Annotated in this window: 16 protein-coding genes and 1 tRNA gene; 8 read left to right on the top strand and 9 right to left on the bottom strand. The window is 68.9% G+C overall.

From position 1 onward, the window contains the following. Nucleotides 1-24: 24 nt before the first annotated feature. From AB0J21_RS09445 to AB0J21_RS09435, 3 genes are read right to left on the bottom strand one after another with little or no spacing between them, the layout of a single operon-like run. Nucleotides 25-384, bottom strand: a complete 360-nt coding sequence (locus AB0J21_RS09445; protein WP_363145274.1) for a DUF4387 domain-containing protein — start codon at nt 382-384, stop codon at nt 25-27. Beyond that, nucleotides 381-1,748 (bottom strand): acyclic terpene utilization AtuA family protein, encoded by a 1,368-nt coding sequence (locus AB0J21_RS09440; protein ID WP_363145273.1) that lies wholly within the window; start codon nt 1,746-1,748, stop codon nt 381-383. The genes AB0J21_RS09445 and AB0J21_RS09440 overlap by 4 nt, the downstream gene beginning before the upstream one ends. Then, nucleotides 1,745-3,121 (bottom strand): LLM class flavin-dependent oxidoreductase, encoded by a 1,377-nt coding sequence (locus AB0J21_RS09435; RefSeq protein ID WP_363145272.1) that lies wholly within the window; start codon nt 3,119-3,121, stop codon nt 1,745-1,747. Before AB0J21_RS09435 ends, AB0J21_RS09440 begins: the two co-directional genes overlap by 4 nt. Nucleotides 3,122-3,258: 137 nt before the next feature. On the opposite strand from AB0J21_RS09435, the gene AB0J21_RS09430 reads away from it, so the two are divergent. Next, nucleotides 3,259-4,050: a helix-turn-helix domain-containing protein gene (locus AB0J21_RS09430; protein WP_363145271.1), complete on the top strand. Its 792-nt coding sequence runs from the start codon at nt 3,259-3,261 to the stop codon at nt 4,048-4,050. Between the two features lie 43 nt (nt 4,051-4,093). On the opposite strand, the gene AB0J21_RS09425 is transcribed toward AB0J21_RS09430, so the two are convergent. Next, a complete protein-coding gene (locus tag AB0J21_RS09425) occupies nt 4,094-5,359 on the bottom strand; it encodes an MFS transporter (RefSeq protein ID WP_363145270.1) in 1,266 nt (421 codons plus the stop codon). 91 nt (nt 5,360-5,450) lie between these two features. Further along, complete coding sequence (locus AB0J21_RS09420) at nt 5,451-6,293, bottom strand: IclR family transcriptional regulator (RefSeq protein ID WP_363145269.1); 843 nt, start codon at nt 6,291-6,293, stop codon at nt 5,451-5,453. A 161-nt stretch (nt 6,294-6,454) separates the two neighbouring features. On the opposite strand from AB0J21_RS09420, the gene AB0J21_RS09415 reads away from it, so the two are divergent. The 4 genes from AB0J21_RS09415 to AB0J21_RS09400 all read left to right on the top strand — a co-directional run bounded on the left by AB0J21_RS09415 (nt 6,455) and on the right by AB0J21_RS09400 (nt 10,402). Continuing rightward, the gene (locus AB0J21_RS09415; RefSeq protein ID WP_363145268.1) at nt 6,455-8,137 is read left to right on the top strand and encodes an amidohydrolase; all 1,683 of its coding nucleotides are present in this window, start codon (nt 6,455-6,457) and stop codon (nt 8,135-8,137) included. After that, nucleotides 8,134-9,093: a GTP-binding protein gene (locus tag AB0J21_RS09410; RefSeq protein ID WP_363145267.1), complete on the top strand. Its 960-nt coding sequence runs from the start codon at nt 8,134-8,136 to the stop codon at nt 9,091-9,093. The genes AB0J21_RS09415 and AB0J21_RS09410 overlap by 4 nt, the downstream gene beginning before the upstream one ends. Before the next feature lie 38 nt (nt 9,094-9,131). Beyond that, complete coding sequence (locus AB0J21_RS09405) at nt 9,132-9,860, top strand: sulfite exporter TauE/SafE family protein (protein WP_363145266.1); 729 nt, start codon at nt 9,132-9,134, stop codon at nt 9,858-9,860. Between the two features lie 137 nt (nt 9,861-9,997). Then, nucleotides 9,998-10,402, top strand: a complete 405-nt coding sequence (locus AB0J21_RS09400; RefSeq protein ID WP_363145265.1) for an SDR family NAD(P)-dependent oxidoreductase — start codon at nt 9,998-10,000, stop codon at nt 10,400-10,402. 64 nt (nt 10,403-10,466) lie between these two features. On the opposite strand, the gene AB0J21_RS09395 is transcribed toward AB0J21_RS09400, so the two are convergent. Beyond that, nucleotides 10,467-10,838 carry an MFS transporter gene (locus AB0J21_RS09395; RefSeq protein WP_363145264.1) on the bottom strand — a complete coding sequence of 124 codons (372 nt, stop codon included), beginning with the start codon at nt 10,836-10,838 and terminating at the stop codon, nt 10,467-10,469. On the opposite strand from AB0J21_RS09395, the gene AB0J21_RS09390 reads away from it, so the two are divergent. Next, nucleotides 10,837-11,334, top strand: coding sequence for a helix-turn-helix transcriptional regulator (locus tag AB0J21_RS09390; protein WP_363145263.1), 498 nt, complete (start codon nt 10,837-10,839; stop codon nt 11,332-11,334). The genes AB0J21_RS09395 and AB0J21_RS09390 overlap by 2 nt on opposite strands. A 525-nt stretch (nt 11,335-11,859) precedes the next feature. Here AB0J21_RS09390 and AB0J21_RS09385 read toward each other — a convergent pair. Then, nucleotides 11,860-12,426, bottom strand: coding sequence for a Uma2 family endonuclease (locus tag AB0J21_RS09385; RefSeq protein WP_363145262.1), 567 nt, complete (start codon nt 12,424-12,426; stop codon nt 11,860-11,862). 285 nt (nt 12,427-12,711) lie between these two features. Further along, nucleotides 12,712-12,784, bottom strand: a tRNA-Ala gene (locus AB0J21_RS09380). Between the two features lie 187 nt (nt 12,785-12,971). Here AB0J21_RS09380 and AB0J21_RS09375 point away from each other — a divergent pair. Together AB0J21_RS09375 and AB0J21_RS09370 are read left to right on the top strand one after the other, a co-directional pair. Next, a complete protein-coding gene (locus AB0J21_RS09375; protein WP_363145261.1) occupies nt 12,972-13,523 on the top strand; it encodes a DNA-binding protein in 552 nt (183 codons plus the stop codon). A 100-nt stretch (nt 13,524-13,623) separates the two neighbouring features. After that, entirely contained in the window at nt 13,624-15,039 is a 1,416-nt protein-coding gene (locus tag AB0J21_RS09370) for a serine/threonine-protein kinase (protein ID WP_363145260.1), read from the top strand. Between the two features lie 48 nt (nt 15,040-15,087). Here the strand turns inward: AB0J21_RS09370 and AB0J21_RS09365 are convergent, their stop codons facing one another. Continuing rightward, nucleotides 15,088-16,491 (bottom strand): hypothetical protein, encoded by a 1,404-nt coding sequence (locus AB0J21_RS09365; protein WP_363145259.1) that lies wholly within the window; start codon nt 16,489-16,491, stop codon nt 15,088-15,090. Nucleotides 16,492-16,516: the final 25 nt, after the last annotated feature.

The following is a 16,516-nucleotide window of genomic DNA, read 5'->3' as shown; positions in this document are numbered from 1 at the left end:
TGGGTCGTTGTCATGGCCGGCACCTCAGTCCTGCTCCGGTCGGGGCACTTGGATGTCCAGCAGAGGAGCATGCTGCTGAGCTCCGAATGTGTCGCGCTCGCCTACACCGCCCTGGTTTCCCCACCGCAGCAAGGTCAACTTGAACGCCAGCGCGGGCTCGAACCAGTCGCAGTACACGACGTCACTGTCCGGGACACGGAACAGGTCGGTGAGTACGGCGCGGTTCAGCACATCCGCGTCGCGTACGTGGGCGTACGTCGCACCATCCTTGAACATGACGTCGAAGGTGATCTCGTAGGGACCCGCGTTCTTGCTGCGGATCACCGCGGCGAGATCCTTGAGGGCAACGGTCCCGATCGGGTCACGCTGTGTCAGCGAGCTCATCGGCCTGCCTCCATCACTCGGACGGGAAAGGGGGAAAGGCCGGTCACGTCCAGCACGTGATAGACGCTGAACCGGCACACCGGACCAATGGACGCCTCCATCGGGTTGAGAGGCAGCGCGAAGTTGCCGCCGGTCGCGATCTGCCCCTCATAGGGCAGGTGAAGCATGCCGATACGTGCCAGGGAGGCGATCGACTTCGCCTTCTCCGCTGTGGGCGCGGTCACCTCGGCCAGAACGCCGATCTCGAACGGTACGGCCGTCTCGGGTTCCAAGGGACCCATCACCCCGTTGCGCCCGTAGACGTGGACGTGGAATTCGGCCTCCCCTGTGTTCAGCTCGGGGTGGAAGCCGCCGAGGGTCCGGCGGAGCGAGTCGAGGAACGTGTCGATCTGACCGATGAGGATCGGGTCGCGGACGCCGCCCATGAAGACCGCCCGGTGGCCGACAACGGCCGCTCCCTCGGCCTTCAGCGTGGGGTGCTCGTTCTCGTGGTGCCGACTGCCCGTAACACGGACGGTGCGCTCGTCGACCGCCTCGTAGTGGCACTGACTCACGTCGAGAACGCCATCCGGCCCGGGCAGCAGGTCAGGACGGCTCTTCTCGTACAGAGTGTGGGCCGCCACGGACAAGGGGGTGCAACGTGCCCCCGGGCTCATCGGTGTGACGGTGAATGAGTCAGCGTGGAGCCGGGCGACGACGCCTCCGCCCTTGGGCTCGGCGCACGCCCCACCGCATTCGAGAATCTTGCCGCTGTGCCAGGCCAGGGCGGGGTCCACCCCCTGGCTCATGCTCCAGGCTGCATGCGGGGCGGGGTCGTAGGCCCGGCCCGCGATGATCACGTCGACCGGCTCGGTGAACTCCAGGATCCTCTGGAACGGCTCCGCTCCGAGCTGAGCGACCAGCCCGTTCGAGGCCCGGACGTCGTCGGCGGTGGGAAGCTCTCCACGCACGTTGCGCTGCACACGCTCGTGCTCCAGCAAGTCGAGGAGCGTCTCCTCGGCAAGATCGGCGTAGACGGTGGCGACGCGCAGCCGCCAGCCGCGCTCTTGGGCGATCTTGTCGACAAGCCGGGCCAGATCGTCGACCTGGGCATCGGTGCCGGCTCCGCCGGCGCTGCTGACGATCACCGGGACGTGCTTGGTGGCCGCTGCTTCCAGCATCGGTGTGAGGTCGCGGGTGACCGCGTCCTCGGTGCACAGGGTTGAGCCGAGGCCCAGCATGTAGGGGCCGGGGTCGGTCGATCCGGCGTCCACCACGATGATGTCGACGCCTTCGTCGAGGGCTGCCCAGAAGTCGGGGACCGGGTAGCCGTAGCCCAGCATTCCTGTGGGCGTCAGAACGGTGGTCAGGGGGGTGGTGGTCACGAGGCGCCGCCCGAGGCTGCGGGCCGGTGCTGCGCGTTGTGGCGGACCGGTGTGGACAGGCCGAGCTGGTCGCGCAGGGTCGGACCCTCGTACTCGGTGCGTACGAGCCCGCGCCGCTGGAGTTCCGGGACGACGAGACGGGCGAAGTCCTCGTACGACCCGGGCAGGGTGGCCGCCGCGAGCACGAACCCGTCACAGCACGTACCGAACCACTCCTCCATCTGATCGGCCACCTGGCTCGCAGTACCCCGGAAGATGCCCCCTTCGTCGATGGTGCCGCGGCCGGAGAAGGTAACGAAGTCGGACACCGACGGATTCGGTTTCCCGCTTGCCGCGATCACCCGGTCACGCAGCCCCTGCCAGGACATGGCGGCCAGCTCCTCGTCCGAGAAGGGCTTGTCCACGGGGCGCCCGGAGAAGTCGACGTTGAGCGTCTCGCACAGCAGGGCCAGTCCGTCCTCCTGACGGGCGAGCCCGCGGACGACCTTCTCCTTGGCCAGAGCGAGTTCCTCGGTCTCGGCCACGATGACGCCCATGGCCGGGGTCACCGCCACCTGCTCCGGATCCCGGCCGGCGGCACTCACGGCGTCCTTGATGGCTCGGTAGGCCTTCGTCCCCTTCTCGACGTCGCGGAACGCCGTGAAGACCACATCGGCCCACCGCCCGGCGAACGCGAGACCGCGGCCGCTCTGGCCCGCTTGCAACAGCACCGGGTGGCCCTGCGGCGACGCCGGCACGGTGAAGGTGCCGTCGACGTCGAAGAAGTCACCGTTGAAGGTGGTCCGGTGCACCTTCGCGGGGTCGGCGAAGACGCCGGACTCCTTGTCGATGACCATGGCGTCGGGGTCCCAGGCGGTCCAGAAGTCCTTGACGATCTCGACGAACTCGTCGGCGCGGTCGTAGCGTCGGTCGTGCTCCAGGTGAACAGCCGCCCCGAAGTTCTTGGCCTCGGCCGAATTGAGCGAGGTGACGATGTTCCAGGCGATCCGACCGCCGGACATCTGGTCAAGCGTCATGAAACGCCGCGCAACGTCGAACGGCTCGTAGTAGGTGGTGCTCGCGGTCGCGCCGAGGCCCAGGTGCGTAGTCACGGCAGCCATGGCCATGAGCACGACTGTGGGGTCCATCTTGACCGTCCGGATGCCATGAGCGACCGCGAGGTCGGCGCTGCCACCGTAGATGTCCGGCATGGCCAGACGGTCGTCGAAGAACGCCATGTCGAAGCGGGCGTCTTCCAGCGTGCGGGCGATGCGCTGGTAGTAGGCGGGAGTGAGGAAGTCGGGGACGCTCGCGGGGTGCCGCCAGGACCCGGCGTAGTTGGAACAGTTCTGGGCTTGCAGGAAAGCGATCATTTTCATCTTGCGGCTGGTCACGGTGAACTCCTTCGACGGTCCGCTGCGGGGCGGCAGACAGATTGCAAACCCGGCGTTACGGTCGCCACAAGGCAACTTGCACAATGTGAGAAGGCCGGGGAAAGGGTGTCGCAGTGTCACGATCGGGAGCTGAGGGTGTGCTCCGGGGGCTGGAGATCCTTGAGGTGCTGGCGGGACTGGAACAGCCGGCGACTCTCGTGCGCATCGCGGCCCGTGCCGGGTACAACGAAGCCGCGGCATACCGAACGCTGCGGCGCCTGGAGGAGCAGGGATACGTCGATCACGTACCCCGCTCCGGCTATCGTCTGGGCAGCCGGTCGGTGGCCCTGGCGGTCCTGGTCGGGCCGGAACCGCCGCTCTTGCGCGCCGCTCACCGAGTACTGACACGGCTGGTGACCATCACGGGCCATTCCGCCGCAATGCACCTGCGCTCGGGAACGCACCGCATCCTCACCGCGGGCGTGCCCGCTCCTTCGCACCCCCTGCGTGACGAGGCAGCCATCGGGGAGAGGGCGCCACTGACGTCGGGATCAGCTGGGCTGACCATCCTGGCCCACCTACCCGACAGCGAGGCCGAAGCCGTCACCGCGACTCGTCCGGCAGAAGAACGACGTCCTGCCCCGGAGGAGCTGGCACGGATCCGGGAGGACGGCTTTCTGGTGGGAGAGCGGCGCAGCAACGCCTCTATGCGCGGCATCTCGGCCCCACTGCTCGACCCGGCGAGCGGCGCCCCTCTGGGGTCACTGACCATCGCGGCGCTGGGCGACCAGACCACGCAGACCATGCTCATGAGCTACGTCCCCGTCCTCCTGAGAGCATGCGCCGACCTCGGCCCCCAACTCTCCGCGCTACTGGGGCCGAGCAGCGCACGCGGGCGACGCGGCCGCGACGTGGCAGTGAGCCGTCAGGAACCGGCCGACCAGGAGTGAGCTCAGGCCTACCGACCGGGACCAGGTCGTCACCACTCCTCATTCATCGCACGGCCTTGATCGGCAAGATCGCCAGGCCTCCGAGGACGATACAGATCGCTGCCACCGGAAACAGCGCCGTGTACCCGCCGGTGAGCAGGACGATGCCTCCCGAGACAGCGGGAGCCAGGACCTGGGGGAGGAGCGAGGCGATGGTGAAGGTACCGAAGTCCTGACCGTACGACTCGGCCCGAGGAAGGACGTCGGTGATGACAGCGATGTCGACCGCCTGATAGCACCCGAAAGAAGCTCCCGCAAGGGCCCCGAGCGCCAGCATCCCGCTCACGGTCGGCAAGAAGAGAGGAATCATGAACGCGACAGCCAGCCCGACGGAGCTGACCAGAATGAAGATCTTTCGGCGGCCGAGCCGGTCCGACAGCGCGCCGGCCGGCAGCGTGATCGCGCAGAGAGTGACCGCCGCGATGAGCGCGAAGACCGGCATCTTCGCCGCCGCGTCGTCACCCAGCCCGACGTAGTCCTCGAAGAGGTAGAGCGTGTAGCCGTACACCGTGAAGAAGCCGATGTAGGTGAGGAGCCGGCCGACGAAAGCCCACCAGAAGTCCGGGTGTTGGCGAGGACTCACCTTGAAGCTCGCCGCGAGCGCACGAAGATCGGCGGATTCCAGCGCCACGCCACGGTTGTCAGGGTCGGGATCGACCAAGATGCGAAGGGAGACGAAGACCAGAGGCACCGCTCCGATCACGAAGTAGGCAAGCGTCATGTGATCGGCGAGCAGGCCGGCGAAGGCCTGGCCCGCGACCGTCCCCAGCATCAGCCCAAGACCTCTCGCTCCCCCGAACCGCCCTCGGGCCTGCGGCGTGACACGGTCGGGGATTACGGCTCCCAGCGGCCCCTCCGCAGCGCAGAGCGCCACTTCGCTGCAGGTGTACAACGCCCCGAGCGAGACGATCGAATCGGTGAGTCCCATGCCCCACAACAGCGGCATCACGACGACGACGCCCCCGACCGCCCACGGCGTCCGGCTACCCCAGCGGGACCGGGTCCGGTCCGAGAGCAGGCCGATGAGTGGCTGGGCCACCATGTGGGCGACGGCACCACACATGGTGATCGCCGCGAGGGCTCCCGCCTTGCGGACGTCCCCGAGTGCGTTCGACAACTGGAGCGCGAGCAGCACGGAAGGGACCGCTCCGAGTACGACGTACAACCCGAATTGAGAACCGGCCAGGGTGAGCAACAATCCGCGGGAATCACTCTGCGGCGGCGACTCGATCCCGGCCGGAGGGGCCTCGGGAATGTTGAGCTCGGCCATGCGAGGTGTCCTCTCGTGACGTGGGTCACGGGAACGTACGCGTCCCGCACGTCCTCCTGCCACGGGAGTTACACATTGTGCAAGTTTCCGTTTACACGTCTGAAACGGGAGCGGTACCGGAGCCTTCACCGGCCCCCTCGCCATCGATCTCCGCCATGGCCTGGGCCGCATGGCGAAGCAGAGGCAGGACACTCACGGCCTGATCGGCCGGCAACCGTAGCGTCGGGGCCTGCAGGCCGAGGACGAAGTTCGAACGCCCCTGGCCGACCGGCACAGGCACTGCCAGACCGACCAGACCCGTGCTGTACTCCTCCACTTCCAGCGCCCAGCCACGTTGACGCGTCACGCGCAGCTCCGCCTCCAGGTCCTCCAGATCGGTGCATGTACGGGGGGTGAACGCCGCGAGCGGTGCGTGGGCGAGGAGTTTGCGGTACTGAGCCGGCGGCATCCCGGCCAGCCCCATTTTCCCGCCGGCCGTGCAGTGGAGCGGCATACGGTCCCCGGCTGCCAGGGAGAACCGGAGCCGATGACGGGTCTCGACCAGATCGACGTAGAGGAGCTCGCTGCCGGAGAGAGCGGCGACAAAGCACGTTTCGCCAGCCGACTTCACGAGATCACGAAGCACGGCCTGGCGCGCACCATGCTGGGTCGCGTTCAGGAGCAACGTCTCGGCGAACCGGCGCAACCGGGCACCGGTCCCGTAGTGGCGACCGTCAGCCTGCCGGATCAGCATGCCCGCCCCCTCCAGCTGCTGGAGCATCCGGTGCAACGTCGGTTTGGGGATCCCCGTCTCCGTCGCAAGGCTCTGGAGGGAGACGAAGGTGTCCTTACCGACGACGTATTCGACGAGGGCGAACAGACGCAGGGCGGGTGTCTCCAGATCTGCCTCCGCCCGGTCGTCCCCCGACCCCGTCGGATGCTTGAGGTTGTCCATGCGGCGCCCTCTTTCTCACTACCAGCCATCCCATGCAGATCCCACAAAATAGCCGACAGCGTTCCGGGTACCGGAATACAGCTCTTGACCGCCGAGCTGAGGGCGACTTAGTCTCCGCCAAGATTCCACTTAACGGAAAGCTTCGTCTCAATAACTCGAACATGGAGACGCTCATGCCCACATCCGAGACGGTTGTGTACCCGGCCCGCCTGGTTCGCACGATGGACCCGGCACGCCCCACAGCTCAGGCAGTCGCGGTTGTCGGAGACCGGGTCCGGGCCGTCGGCTCGTTGGACGAGCTTCGTATGTACGGCGACATCACGATCGACGAGCGGTTCGCCGACTCAGTGCTGTTCCCCGGCTTCGTCGAGGCACACACGCACCCCTTCGGCGGGGTCGCCTGGAACTTCACCTACGTCGGGTACTACGAGGCGATGAGTCCGGACGGCCGGGTGTGGCCCGGATGCCAGAGCATGGACGCCATCGTCGCCAGGCTTCGCGAGGCCGAGGCGAAACTGCCGGCCGACGGCCCCCTGGTCGCCTGGGGGCTCGACCCGATCTACTTCCCGGGCGAGCGGTTCGACCGCCGCCATCTCGACGCGGTCTCCCCCGTTCGGCCCATCTCCGTGGTCCACGCGAGTGGCCATCTGATGACCGTGAACTCCGCTGTACTGAACCTCGACGGCATCACCCGGGACACGCCCGTGCACGGCGTCGTGAAGGACGCTGCGGGCGAACCCACCGGAGAGCTGCGAGAAGCTCCCGCGCTGGGACTGGTCCGTAGCGTCCCCTCGCTGCAGGATCGCAACGCCATGGGGCTGGCTCCGCAGACACTCGTCAACTTCGCGCGCGACGCGAGGAATCACGGCACCACGACCGTCACGGATCTCGGAAACTCGTGGCTGCTCGACGACGATGTCGTAGCGCGATACCACGACATCGTCGACGCGGAGGACTTCCCCGCTCGCATCTCGTCCCTGCTCATGGCCACCCCAGGCTATGGACCCGGTGGCAGCGCCACGCCGGCCGCCGCAGCGGACACGCTCGCGAAGCGCAGGGGGAGCAGTACCGACAAGCTCAGGTTCGGCCACGCGAAGTTGGTACTCGACGGGTCGATCCAGGGCTTCACCGCGCGCCTCCAGGCTCCCGGCTACCTTTCGGACAACCGCGTCGGCACCTGGGTCATCCCGCCAGAGACCTTCGTCCAGACGTTCCAGGCCTTTCACGATGCCGGTCTCCTCGTCCACGTGCACTGCAACGGCGACGAAGCCTCCGAGCTGTTCATCGACACTGTCGAGAGGGCTTTGGAACGGCATCCCCGGTGGAACCACCGCCACACCGTGACGCACTCACAACTGACGACCGCCGCCCAGTATCGCCGGATGGCGGCTCTCGGCATGTGCGCGAACATTTTCTCCAACCACCTCTGGTACTGGGGTGACCAGCACCACGACCTCATCCTGGGACCCGACCGCGCGCACCGAATGAACGCTGCCGCCACGGCACTTCGGTCCGGCGTCCCCATCACGCTCCACAGCGATTCCCCGGTCACCCCGCTCAACCCGCTGGCCACCGCGTCCTACGCCGCATCGCGGACGACTCCGAGCGGGCGGGTTCTGGGCGAGCATGAGCGGATCACCGTGCCTCAGGCGTTGGAGGCGATGACCACCGGCGCCGCGTACACACTCAAGATGGATCACGAGGTCGGCACCATCGAGGCCGGGAAGTATGCCGACTTCGCCGTCCTCGACCAGGACCCGTATGTGCTCGCGCCCGACGACCTGCGCACGGTCCAGGTCGCCGGGACCGTACTCGGCGGCCGACACTTCCCCGTCTCCTCATGAGTCCGACACCTCTCACCGTCGTCGGCGGCTATCTCGGCTCAGGCAAGACGACGCGGATCAACGCGCTGCTGGAATCCTGGCGAGGCGACCCGATCGGCATCGTCGTCAACGACTTCGGAACCATCAACATCGACGCGTCCCTCATTCGTTCTCGTGGGACCGACGTGATGGAACTGCACAACGGCTGCGTATGCTGCAGCCTCTCCGACGGCATGACCACCGTGATGCAGCGCCTCGCCGCGATGCCCGACCTCGGGCATGCCATCGTCGAGGTGAGTGGCGTCGGCGACCCGGCCGGTGTCGCGAGGTGGGGCAGCTTCCCCGGCTTCACACCAGGAGGTATCGCAGTCTGCGCCGACGCCGAGACCATCCAGGAGCGGGCCAGGGACCGCTGGGTCTCCGACACCGTACTGGCACAGTTGCACTCTGCCGACGTGGTGCTTCTGACCAAGTCCGATCTTGTGAGTGAGACGCAGAGGGACACGGTGAAGGCCTGGATCCATGACGTCACTGGCGGGACGCCGGTGACTACCGCCCCAGACCTCTTCTCCGGTCTGGCCGCACGGACGACGGTTTCGCAGGAGGGCCAAGGGCCGCACGGACGGCACCATACACCGACCGCGCACGACCCCGTCGTCCACCGCACATGGTCGGTGGCGACGTCGGCGCCCATCGACCTGGACCGACTGCGAATCTTCCTCGCCCAACTCCCCGATGCAGTCGTTCGCGGCAAAGGCGTGCTGCGTACCCGGCAGGCTCCGGACCGTCGGACGGCGATCCACCTGGTCGGCCACCGCGTCGAGATCACGGACGACGGTGCGTGGTGCGCCTCGGATCCCGACCTCGGAATCGTCCTCGTCGCTACTCGCGCTCCAGGCGTACCGGCAGGCATCGCACAGGAAATGCTCCGGGCGTTGAATGTCGACCCGCACACCGCTGTTGTACAGCAGGCGTGACACAAGACAGCCGCCCGGTGCCACTCGTGGAGATACGCATGGAACTCGTCGTCCTCATGGGCGCGGTCGCCTGTGTGTTCACGCTCGGTGCCGCGGCACAGGCTGTCACGGGCTTCGGCTGCGCACTGGTCACCGTCCCTCTGCTCGCCCCCCTCATCGGGTCGCCTCGCGCCGTGATCGTCACTGTCGCAGTCAGCTGCGCGATATCGGCACTCGGTTGGTGGCGGGAGCGCGACCACGTGGTCGGTGCGAAGGCTCGGCGGCTGTCGATCGCCGGGATCGCGGGCATGCCTCTCGGGATCATCGCACTCACCTACGGAGGCCCGCGCAGCCTCACCTTCCTGATCGCGGCCGTGGCGCTGTTGGTCGTGTTCGCCCTGACCGGCCGGGTCCGACTGCCAACAGGACCACGTGCCGAGATAGGCGCAGGAATCATCGCAGGAGCCCTGGAGACCTCGGTCGGGATGAACGGGCCGCCGATAGTCCTCACCCTGCAAGGCTCGGGACTCACACCGAAGGCGTTGCGCAGCACCCTGCAGGCGGTGTTCTGCACCCAAGGGGCTGTGGCACTGACGGCTCTGACGGCCCTCGGTCACGCTGATGCCGCTTGCCTGCCTCTGGTCCTCGCGGGCCTGGTCGGCATGCCCCTGGGTTGGCGCCTCGGAGACATCGCGTTTTCCAGACTTTCCGCCGGAATGTCCCGGAGAGCCGTGACCGTCGGTCTGGCCTTTTCGGCCGCGGCCTCTCTGCTCGGCGTCCTGTGGTGATGAGCGTAACCACCAGCAGCACCTCTACGCGGCCGCGCACCTCGCCCGATCCTGTGAGGACGCAGCGGATTCAAACGCGGTCGGATCGAAACTCGACCGCCGCGCCGCATGCGCAGCCACCGAGGCGGCACGCACGGGTGACCAACGCGATGCTCCCGCTCCTGCGCCGCGCCGAGGCCGCGCGGATCGTCAACGTCTCCAGCGAGGTCGGCTCGATCTCCATGCAGACAGGTACGAGCAGCCCGCTCGGCGCGATGCCGGCTTCGGCCCAGTACCCCTCGTCCAAGACGGCGGTCAACATGCTGACCGCGATGTACGCCAAAGAACTGCGGGACACCCCGATCAAGGTCAACGCCGCCAATCCGGGCTTCACCGCCACGGACTTCAACGGGCACCGGGGCCTGCGCACGGCGGCCCAGGGAGCCGAGCCCAGCGTCCACCTGGCCACCCTGCCCGACGACGGCCCGTCCGGAATCCTGTGGGGCCACATCTGGACCACCGAAGGCGACGGAGACGGCGGCTACGGCACGCTGCCCTGGTGACCGCCTGACGCCGTCGAGCGAACTTGGGTCGATCTTTGCGTCGGCCCGGCGGAGGCGGTGGCCATCACCCTGAGAGCAATCTCCTCAGGCTGAGGGGTGGGTGGCGATCCGCCAGGGCATCGAGCGGGGATGTGCTGCTGGTCGAGGACGAAGACGTCCTGGAATGTGGTTGGGGCCCGGGTCTGAAGCCGATGAGGCCGAGCAGGACGACTCTGCGGTGGCCGATGAGGTCACCGATCGCGCCGGAGGCCAGCAGGAGCGCAGCCAGTGGCACCGAGTAAGCGTCCACCGTCCACGCCAGTCCGCCGCTTCCCGCATGCAGCTCAGCGCCGATCTGCGGGAGCGCGACGTTGACGACGGTCACGTCGAGCAGGACGAGGAAGTAGCCACCGCACAGTGCAAGGGTCAGGGGCCACCGGCAAGGATTTCGTGCCATGCCCCCTATCCTCGGCCTAGGACGTTTCAGCGGGCGTCGAAGCGTTTTGCTCGTAGCGTCGAGGTATGAGCCAGGATCGGAACCCCCGGGTGAGCTGGACATCGCCGGCGTCGCCTCGGCCTTCGCTGACCCCCGACGCGCCCGTGTGCTGATGGCGCTGGCCGATGGGCGTGCCCTCCCGGCCGGACGCCTTGCCCAGGAGGCGTGCGTGTCCGCGTCCACGATCAGCAACCACCTGACAGTGCTGCTGAACCACAAACTGGTCGCCGTCGAGCAGCAGGGACGCCACCGCTACTACGCCTGGCGACCGACGATGTTGAGGGGTCCTGGAAGCTCTCGCTCGCCTCGCGCCACGTACTCCGATCACTTCCCTGCGTGCCCACACCCGCGCCCATGCGGTCCGGAGCGCCCGGACCTGCTACCACCATCTCGCCGGGCAGGCCGGCGTTGCCCTGTTCCAGCGGTTCATCACGGGCGGCTGGATCGCCGGAGGTGATGGGCTCCACCACCCGGAGACCACGGATGACCGGCTCTCCTCATCGGGGAAAGGCGACCAGTACCGGCTCACCGCCGACGGAGCCGAGGCGTTGGTGGCGTGGGGCGTAGCGCCCGAGCGGCTCTCGACCGTGCGACCGCTGCGCTACTGCATCGACTGGACCGAGCAGGCACATCACCTCGCAGGGCCGCACGACACAGCGATCACCGACAGACTCTTCCAGCTCGGCTGGATCACGCGAGGCACAGTCCCCCGCAGCGTCAACATCACCGCTGAAGGAGCAGCGAACCTGACGGCATGGCCGTCACCTCCTCGCTGATATCGACGCCAGATCGCCGGTCGCACTCCGTCAATAACGTCCCGGCCAGCACCATCTAATTTCTCGTATCGAAACGATCAAGGGCCGACGCGCGGCCGACCCCCTCACCGCTACCGAACCGCACCGCGCACAGGCCAGGTGCGGGCCTCGCAACCGCCGTGCCCGGCCAGACACCCAGAGGAGCCTCGCGTCCTCACGTGTCGACCTCAGCGAATCTTCTTGAAGTCGGACCGCACCGTCACCGAAACCCCAGCGATGGAGAACCCGATCTCCTCACCGAACCGGTACGGCACCGCCGAGGTGTACTCATCCCTCTTCGGCTCCCGGTAGAGCACACACTCCCCGGTCAGCACGTCCACGATCAGATACGTAGAAATCCCGCGCGCCGCGTACTGGTTGAGCTTGCGCCCGTAGTCCTGCCCGACCGTCGAGCGCGAGACGCTCTCGGCGACGAAGTGGACATGCTTCTGATCGACGTAGGCGTCCGCCGGACCGAGCACACCCGCATCCACCACCAGCACATCCGGCTCGGGCGTATAGCCGTCCATCTCCGGCAGCACACCCTTGTCCCGCGTGACGTGCAGACCGGACTCCCCGCCCAGCTGCTCCGCCAGCTGCGACCGGATCGAGTCGTCCGCCTCGCTGTGCGCCTCCGTCACCGGAGACATGTACAGACGCCCCTGGTCGAACAGCAGCTTGACCGCCTTGGGCAACCTCATCGAACTGCGCACCTGCCGCAGCCACTGCGCGTACTCCGGATACATCGCGGTCATCACGCCTCCCAGCCCGTCCCGAGACACCGCCATCGTACGGGCCTAGCACGGCCCACCGCCGGTCCACATACGGCGGCCCGAACGCCTGGCCCATCCTGCAGTTCCCCACCCCCACCCTCCCGATACCAGGAGATCCATCAGGAGAACGAGAACCGGGAAGACCCTTGGAATCGCTGGGCCCACGAATCTCACGTCAGCACCAACGTGCTGGCGTGTCAGCACAGAAAACTGGGACAAAAGAACCCCCCTGACCACGTTTCCGCAGGTCAGGAGGGTGCACATATGTGGAGCCTAGGAGAGTCGAACTCCTGACATCTGCCATGCAAAGACAGCGCTCTACCAACTGAGCTAAGGCCCCGGAAAGATGGTCCCGGCCGCTGTAGCGCGGTTCGGGTGCCAGGGACAGAGTACCGGTTCCCCCCGGGGGTTGGGCAAAAGGAATGGGGGTCCCGGCGCGCGAGCCCGCTCCGTAGGATGCGCTACGGGGTTCGCCGGAGCGAACCGCGCTCGTGGGGACGTGTGGGGAAGCTAAGGGGAGACGCGCCATGGACGCAGCACAGCAGGAGGCGACGGCGAGAGCCAGGGAACTCCAGCGCAACTGGTACGGGGAGCCTCTGGGGGCGCTCTTCCGGCGCCTGATCGACGATCTCGGGCTCAACCAGGCCCGGCTCGCCGGAGTTCTCGGCCTGTCCGCTCCCATGCTGTCCCAGCTCATGAGCGGACAGCGGGCCAAGATCGGCAATCCGGCGGTCGTCCAGCGGGTGCAGCTCCTCCAGGACCTGTCCGGGCAGGTCGCCGACGGCAGCGTCAGCGCGGCGGAGGCGACCGCGCGCATGGACGAGATCAAGAAATCGCAGGGCGGCTCCGTGCTGTCGACCTCCGGCCAGTCCGTGGGGACGACGTCCGGGGCGCCCACCGTGCGGCGCGTCGTACGCGAGATCCAGTCCCTGCTGCGTTCCGTCGCCGCGGCGGGCGACATCATCGACGCCGCCGCGACCCTCGCGCCCGAGCACCCCGAACTGGCAGAGTTCCTCCGGGTCTACGGCGCCGGCCGCACCGCCGACGCCGTCGCGCACTACGAGGCCCACCAGAACTGAGCCAGCCCAGCCACGACCGCGGCGGGGCCCGCCCCACCGGCAGTACCCGGCCGGGGCCCGCCCGGCCGCCCATCGCCGCACGGGGGAGCCGAGCACGACCATGGGTGAGATGTTCGCCGGCCGCTACGAACTGGCAGATCCGATCGGGCGCGGCGGGGTGGGCTCCGTCTGGCGCGCGTGGGACCACCGCAGGCACCGCTACGTCGCCGCGAAGGTCCTGCGCCAGAGCGATGCCCACGCCCTGCTCCGCTTCGTCAGGGAGCAGGGCCTGCGCTTCGACCACCCGCACGTCCTGGCCCCCGAGAGCTGGGCCGCCGACGACGACCAGGTGCTGTTCACGATGGGCCTGGTCAGAGGCGGCTCCCTCGCCCACCTCGTCGGGGACTACGGGCCGCTGCCACCGCAGTTCGTGTGCGTCCTGCTCGACCAACTGCTCTCCGGTCTCGCCTCGGTGCACGCGGAAGGCGTCGTGCACCGCGACATCAAGCCCGCCAACCTCCTGCTGGAGGCGACCGGCACGGGGCGGCCGCACCTGCGGGTCGCCGACTTCGGCATCGCCCTGCACAAGGGCGAAGCCCGCCTGACCGACACCGACTTCGTCGTGGGAACCCCGGGCTGGTTCGCCCCCGAGCAGATGCTCGGCGCGGAACCCGACTTCCCCGCCGACCTCTACGCCGTCGGCCTCGTCGCCCTCTACTTGCTGAGCGGCTCGCGGCCCGACATCCAAGGGCTCGTCGAACGCTTCACGCAGTACGGCACCCCCAGGGCACCGCAGGACGTCCCCGCCCCCCTGTGGGAAGTACTCGGACCGCTCCTCCAGCCCGATCCGCAGGCCCGGTTCCGTACCGCCACGGGTGCCCGCAAGGCACTCGCCACGGCGGCCGCTCTGTTGCCCGAGCCGGGACCCGACGACGAGCTGATCGAAGTCTTCGACCAACTCGGCCCGCTGCCGACCGGTTTCGGTCCCGAGGGCCCGGAGCCCAGGCCCTCCGCCCACGCGGATCCGGTACGCCGGCCGGGTCCCCTTCCTCCACCGCCCTCGGGTCTCCCGTCGCGCCCCGCGGAGGCCGCCCCGGCGCCCCCTGCCGCCCCGGCCCCGCACACAGCCACCGGGCCGTCCTCCGCCCCCACCGGTTTCGGCCCCGCGCCCGAAGTGTTCACCGCGGCGTCCGCCGCGGCCGCGACGCCTGCCCAGCCCGTCGCACAGCCACCCGTGCCGCCCCCGCCGACAGCCCCGCCGCACCCCCACCTCCCGCCCGAGGGGATCGCGTCCGCACCGGCACCAGCCGAGGAGACCACGAGCGACGCCCCGCTCCCGCCCTCGGTCCCCACCCGCCCGTACACCGTCCAAGGCGCCCCGCAGTACCAAGTGATGCCGCCTTTGCAACCGTCCGCTCCTGTCCACAGGCGTGCGCGCAGGCCCGGCCCGCCGGCCAAGGTCGCGATCCCGGTGCTGCTGCTCGCCCTCGTGTGTTTCGCGACGGGCGCCTGGGCGCTCGTGCAGGGCGGCGCCTGAGTCCCAGGAGGCCGCCGGGGCGGACAGGTGCCGTCGACCCCAGTCCGCTCAGAAGCGAGGCGGCGCGCTCCTCGAACGGGTCCGGCCGCCCGCGCGACGCCGTGCGAGCAGGGCCCACCCGGCCATCCACAGCACCAGGGCGGTCCCCGTCCCGAAGCCGCCGACGGAGAGCAGACGCCACTTCGTCCCCCCGGCGGCCCCCGTCCCCTCCGCACCGGCGGACGCCCGGTCCCCGCCGCCGGCCCGGAAGATCCCCGGGTCACCGGCGTACACCGGCGTACGCCCGGTCGCGCCCGAGTCCCGGACCGCGATCCGCAGCGTCACCCCGAGCGGTCCGTCCCCGAAGGCGCCGGCGAGTTCCGGGCTGAGGGACACCGCCACGTAGTAGGTCCCGGGGAACCGCATGGCGTTCTGCGCCCTCCGGGCCACGAAACGGTTCTCGTACGCGACCGGCGCCCCCGGGTCCAGCTCGGCGCTCACCGGACGGCCCGTGTACGTCACCCCGTCGGAAACGGCCTGCGCGCGGGCGGGATTGCTCAACGACACGGTCAGCGCCGAACTGACGAACGGCCGCCCCGTACCACTCGCGACCGCGCTGCCCAGCTCGGCGGTCACCGACACCTGCTCGCCCCAGTCCAGCGGCAGCCGGTAGAACCGCGTCGTCCCGGGGCGCAGCGTGTCCCGCCACACCCCTTCGCCCACCTCGCCCTCCGTGCCGCTCATCGCGAACCCGGTCCCGCCCGGGCGCCGCACCGGGGTGCCGCCCGGCGGCGGGAGCGAGACGGAGGGCTGCGGGGCAGGGGTGGCGGTCGCGGGAGCGTCGCGCAGCGGCGGCTCCGCGAAGGCCCGCACGTCCAGATCCCAGGGCTCGGCTCCGGGTGTGCGGCCGGCCCGCCGTTCGACGACGAGGTAGTAGGTGCCGGCCTCCTGGCAGCGCACCGAACCGGCCCGCACAGCACGTTCGACGGAGACACCGAGCGGTCGCGGGTACGCGGCGGCCCCCAGCGTGGCGTCCGCCGTGTCACAGCGGTTGCCCTCGCGGTCCTGGAGGGTCAGCCGCACCCCGTCCGCGTACTCCACCGGGGAACCGGCCCCCGGGATCGCCACCGCCGAGACGTACGTGTCCTCGCGCGCGGTCAGCTCCAGCCGGTAGTAGAGCGCCCCGTCCACGAGCGCCACGCTGCTGCGGTACGGCGTCCCGTCCGCCCGCAGTTCCGGGGCCTCGGTGCTGCTGCTGCGCCCCTCCACCGGCCGCGTGCCGGGAGCGAATCCGTAGGAGTCGGAGGACGATGAGGAGGAGGCTGCGGCGATAAGTGCGGTGTGAAGCTGCTGCGCAGACGCTCCGTCAGCGGACGGGCGCGCGGGCCCGGGGGTGGCTGTTCCGTCCGGTGCCGGCACGAGCAGCAGTACCGCGCTCAGCGCCGCCGAGATGCCCGCCGACCCGCCGCGCATGAATGATCCGCCCCCGCCCCGGCCC

Source organism: Streptomyces sp. NPDC049954, from assembly GCF_040656295.1.
Lineage (GTDB): Bacteria > Actinomycetota > Actinomycetes > Streptomycetales > Streptomycetaceae > Streptomyces.
This window is presented reverse-complemented; position numbering and strand designations above follow the sequence as displayed.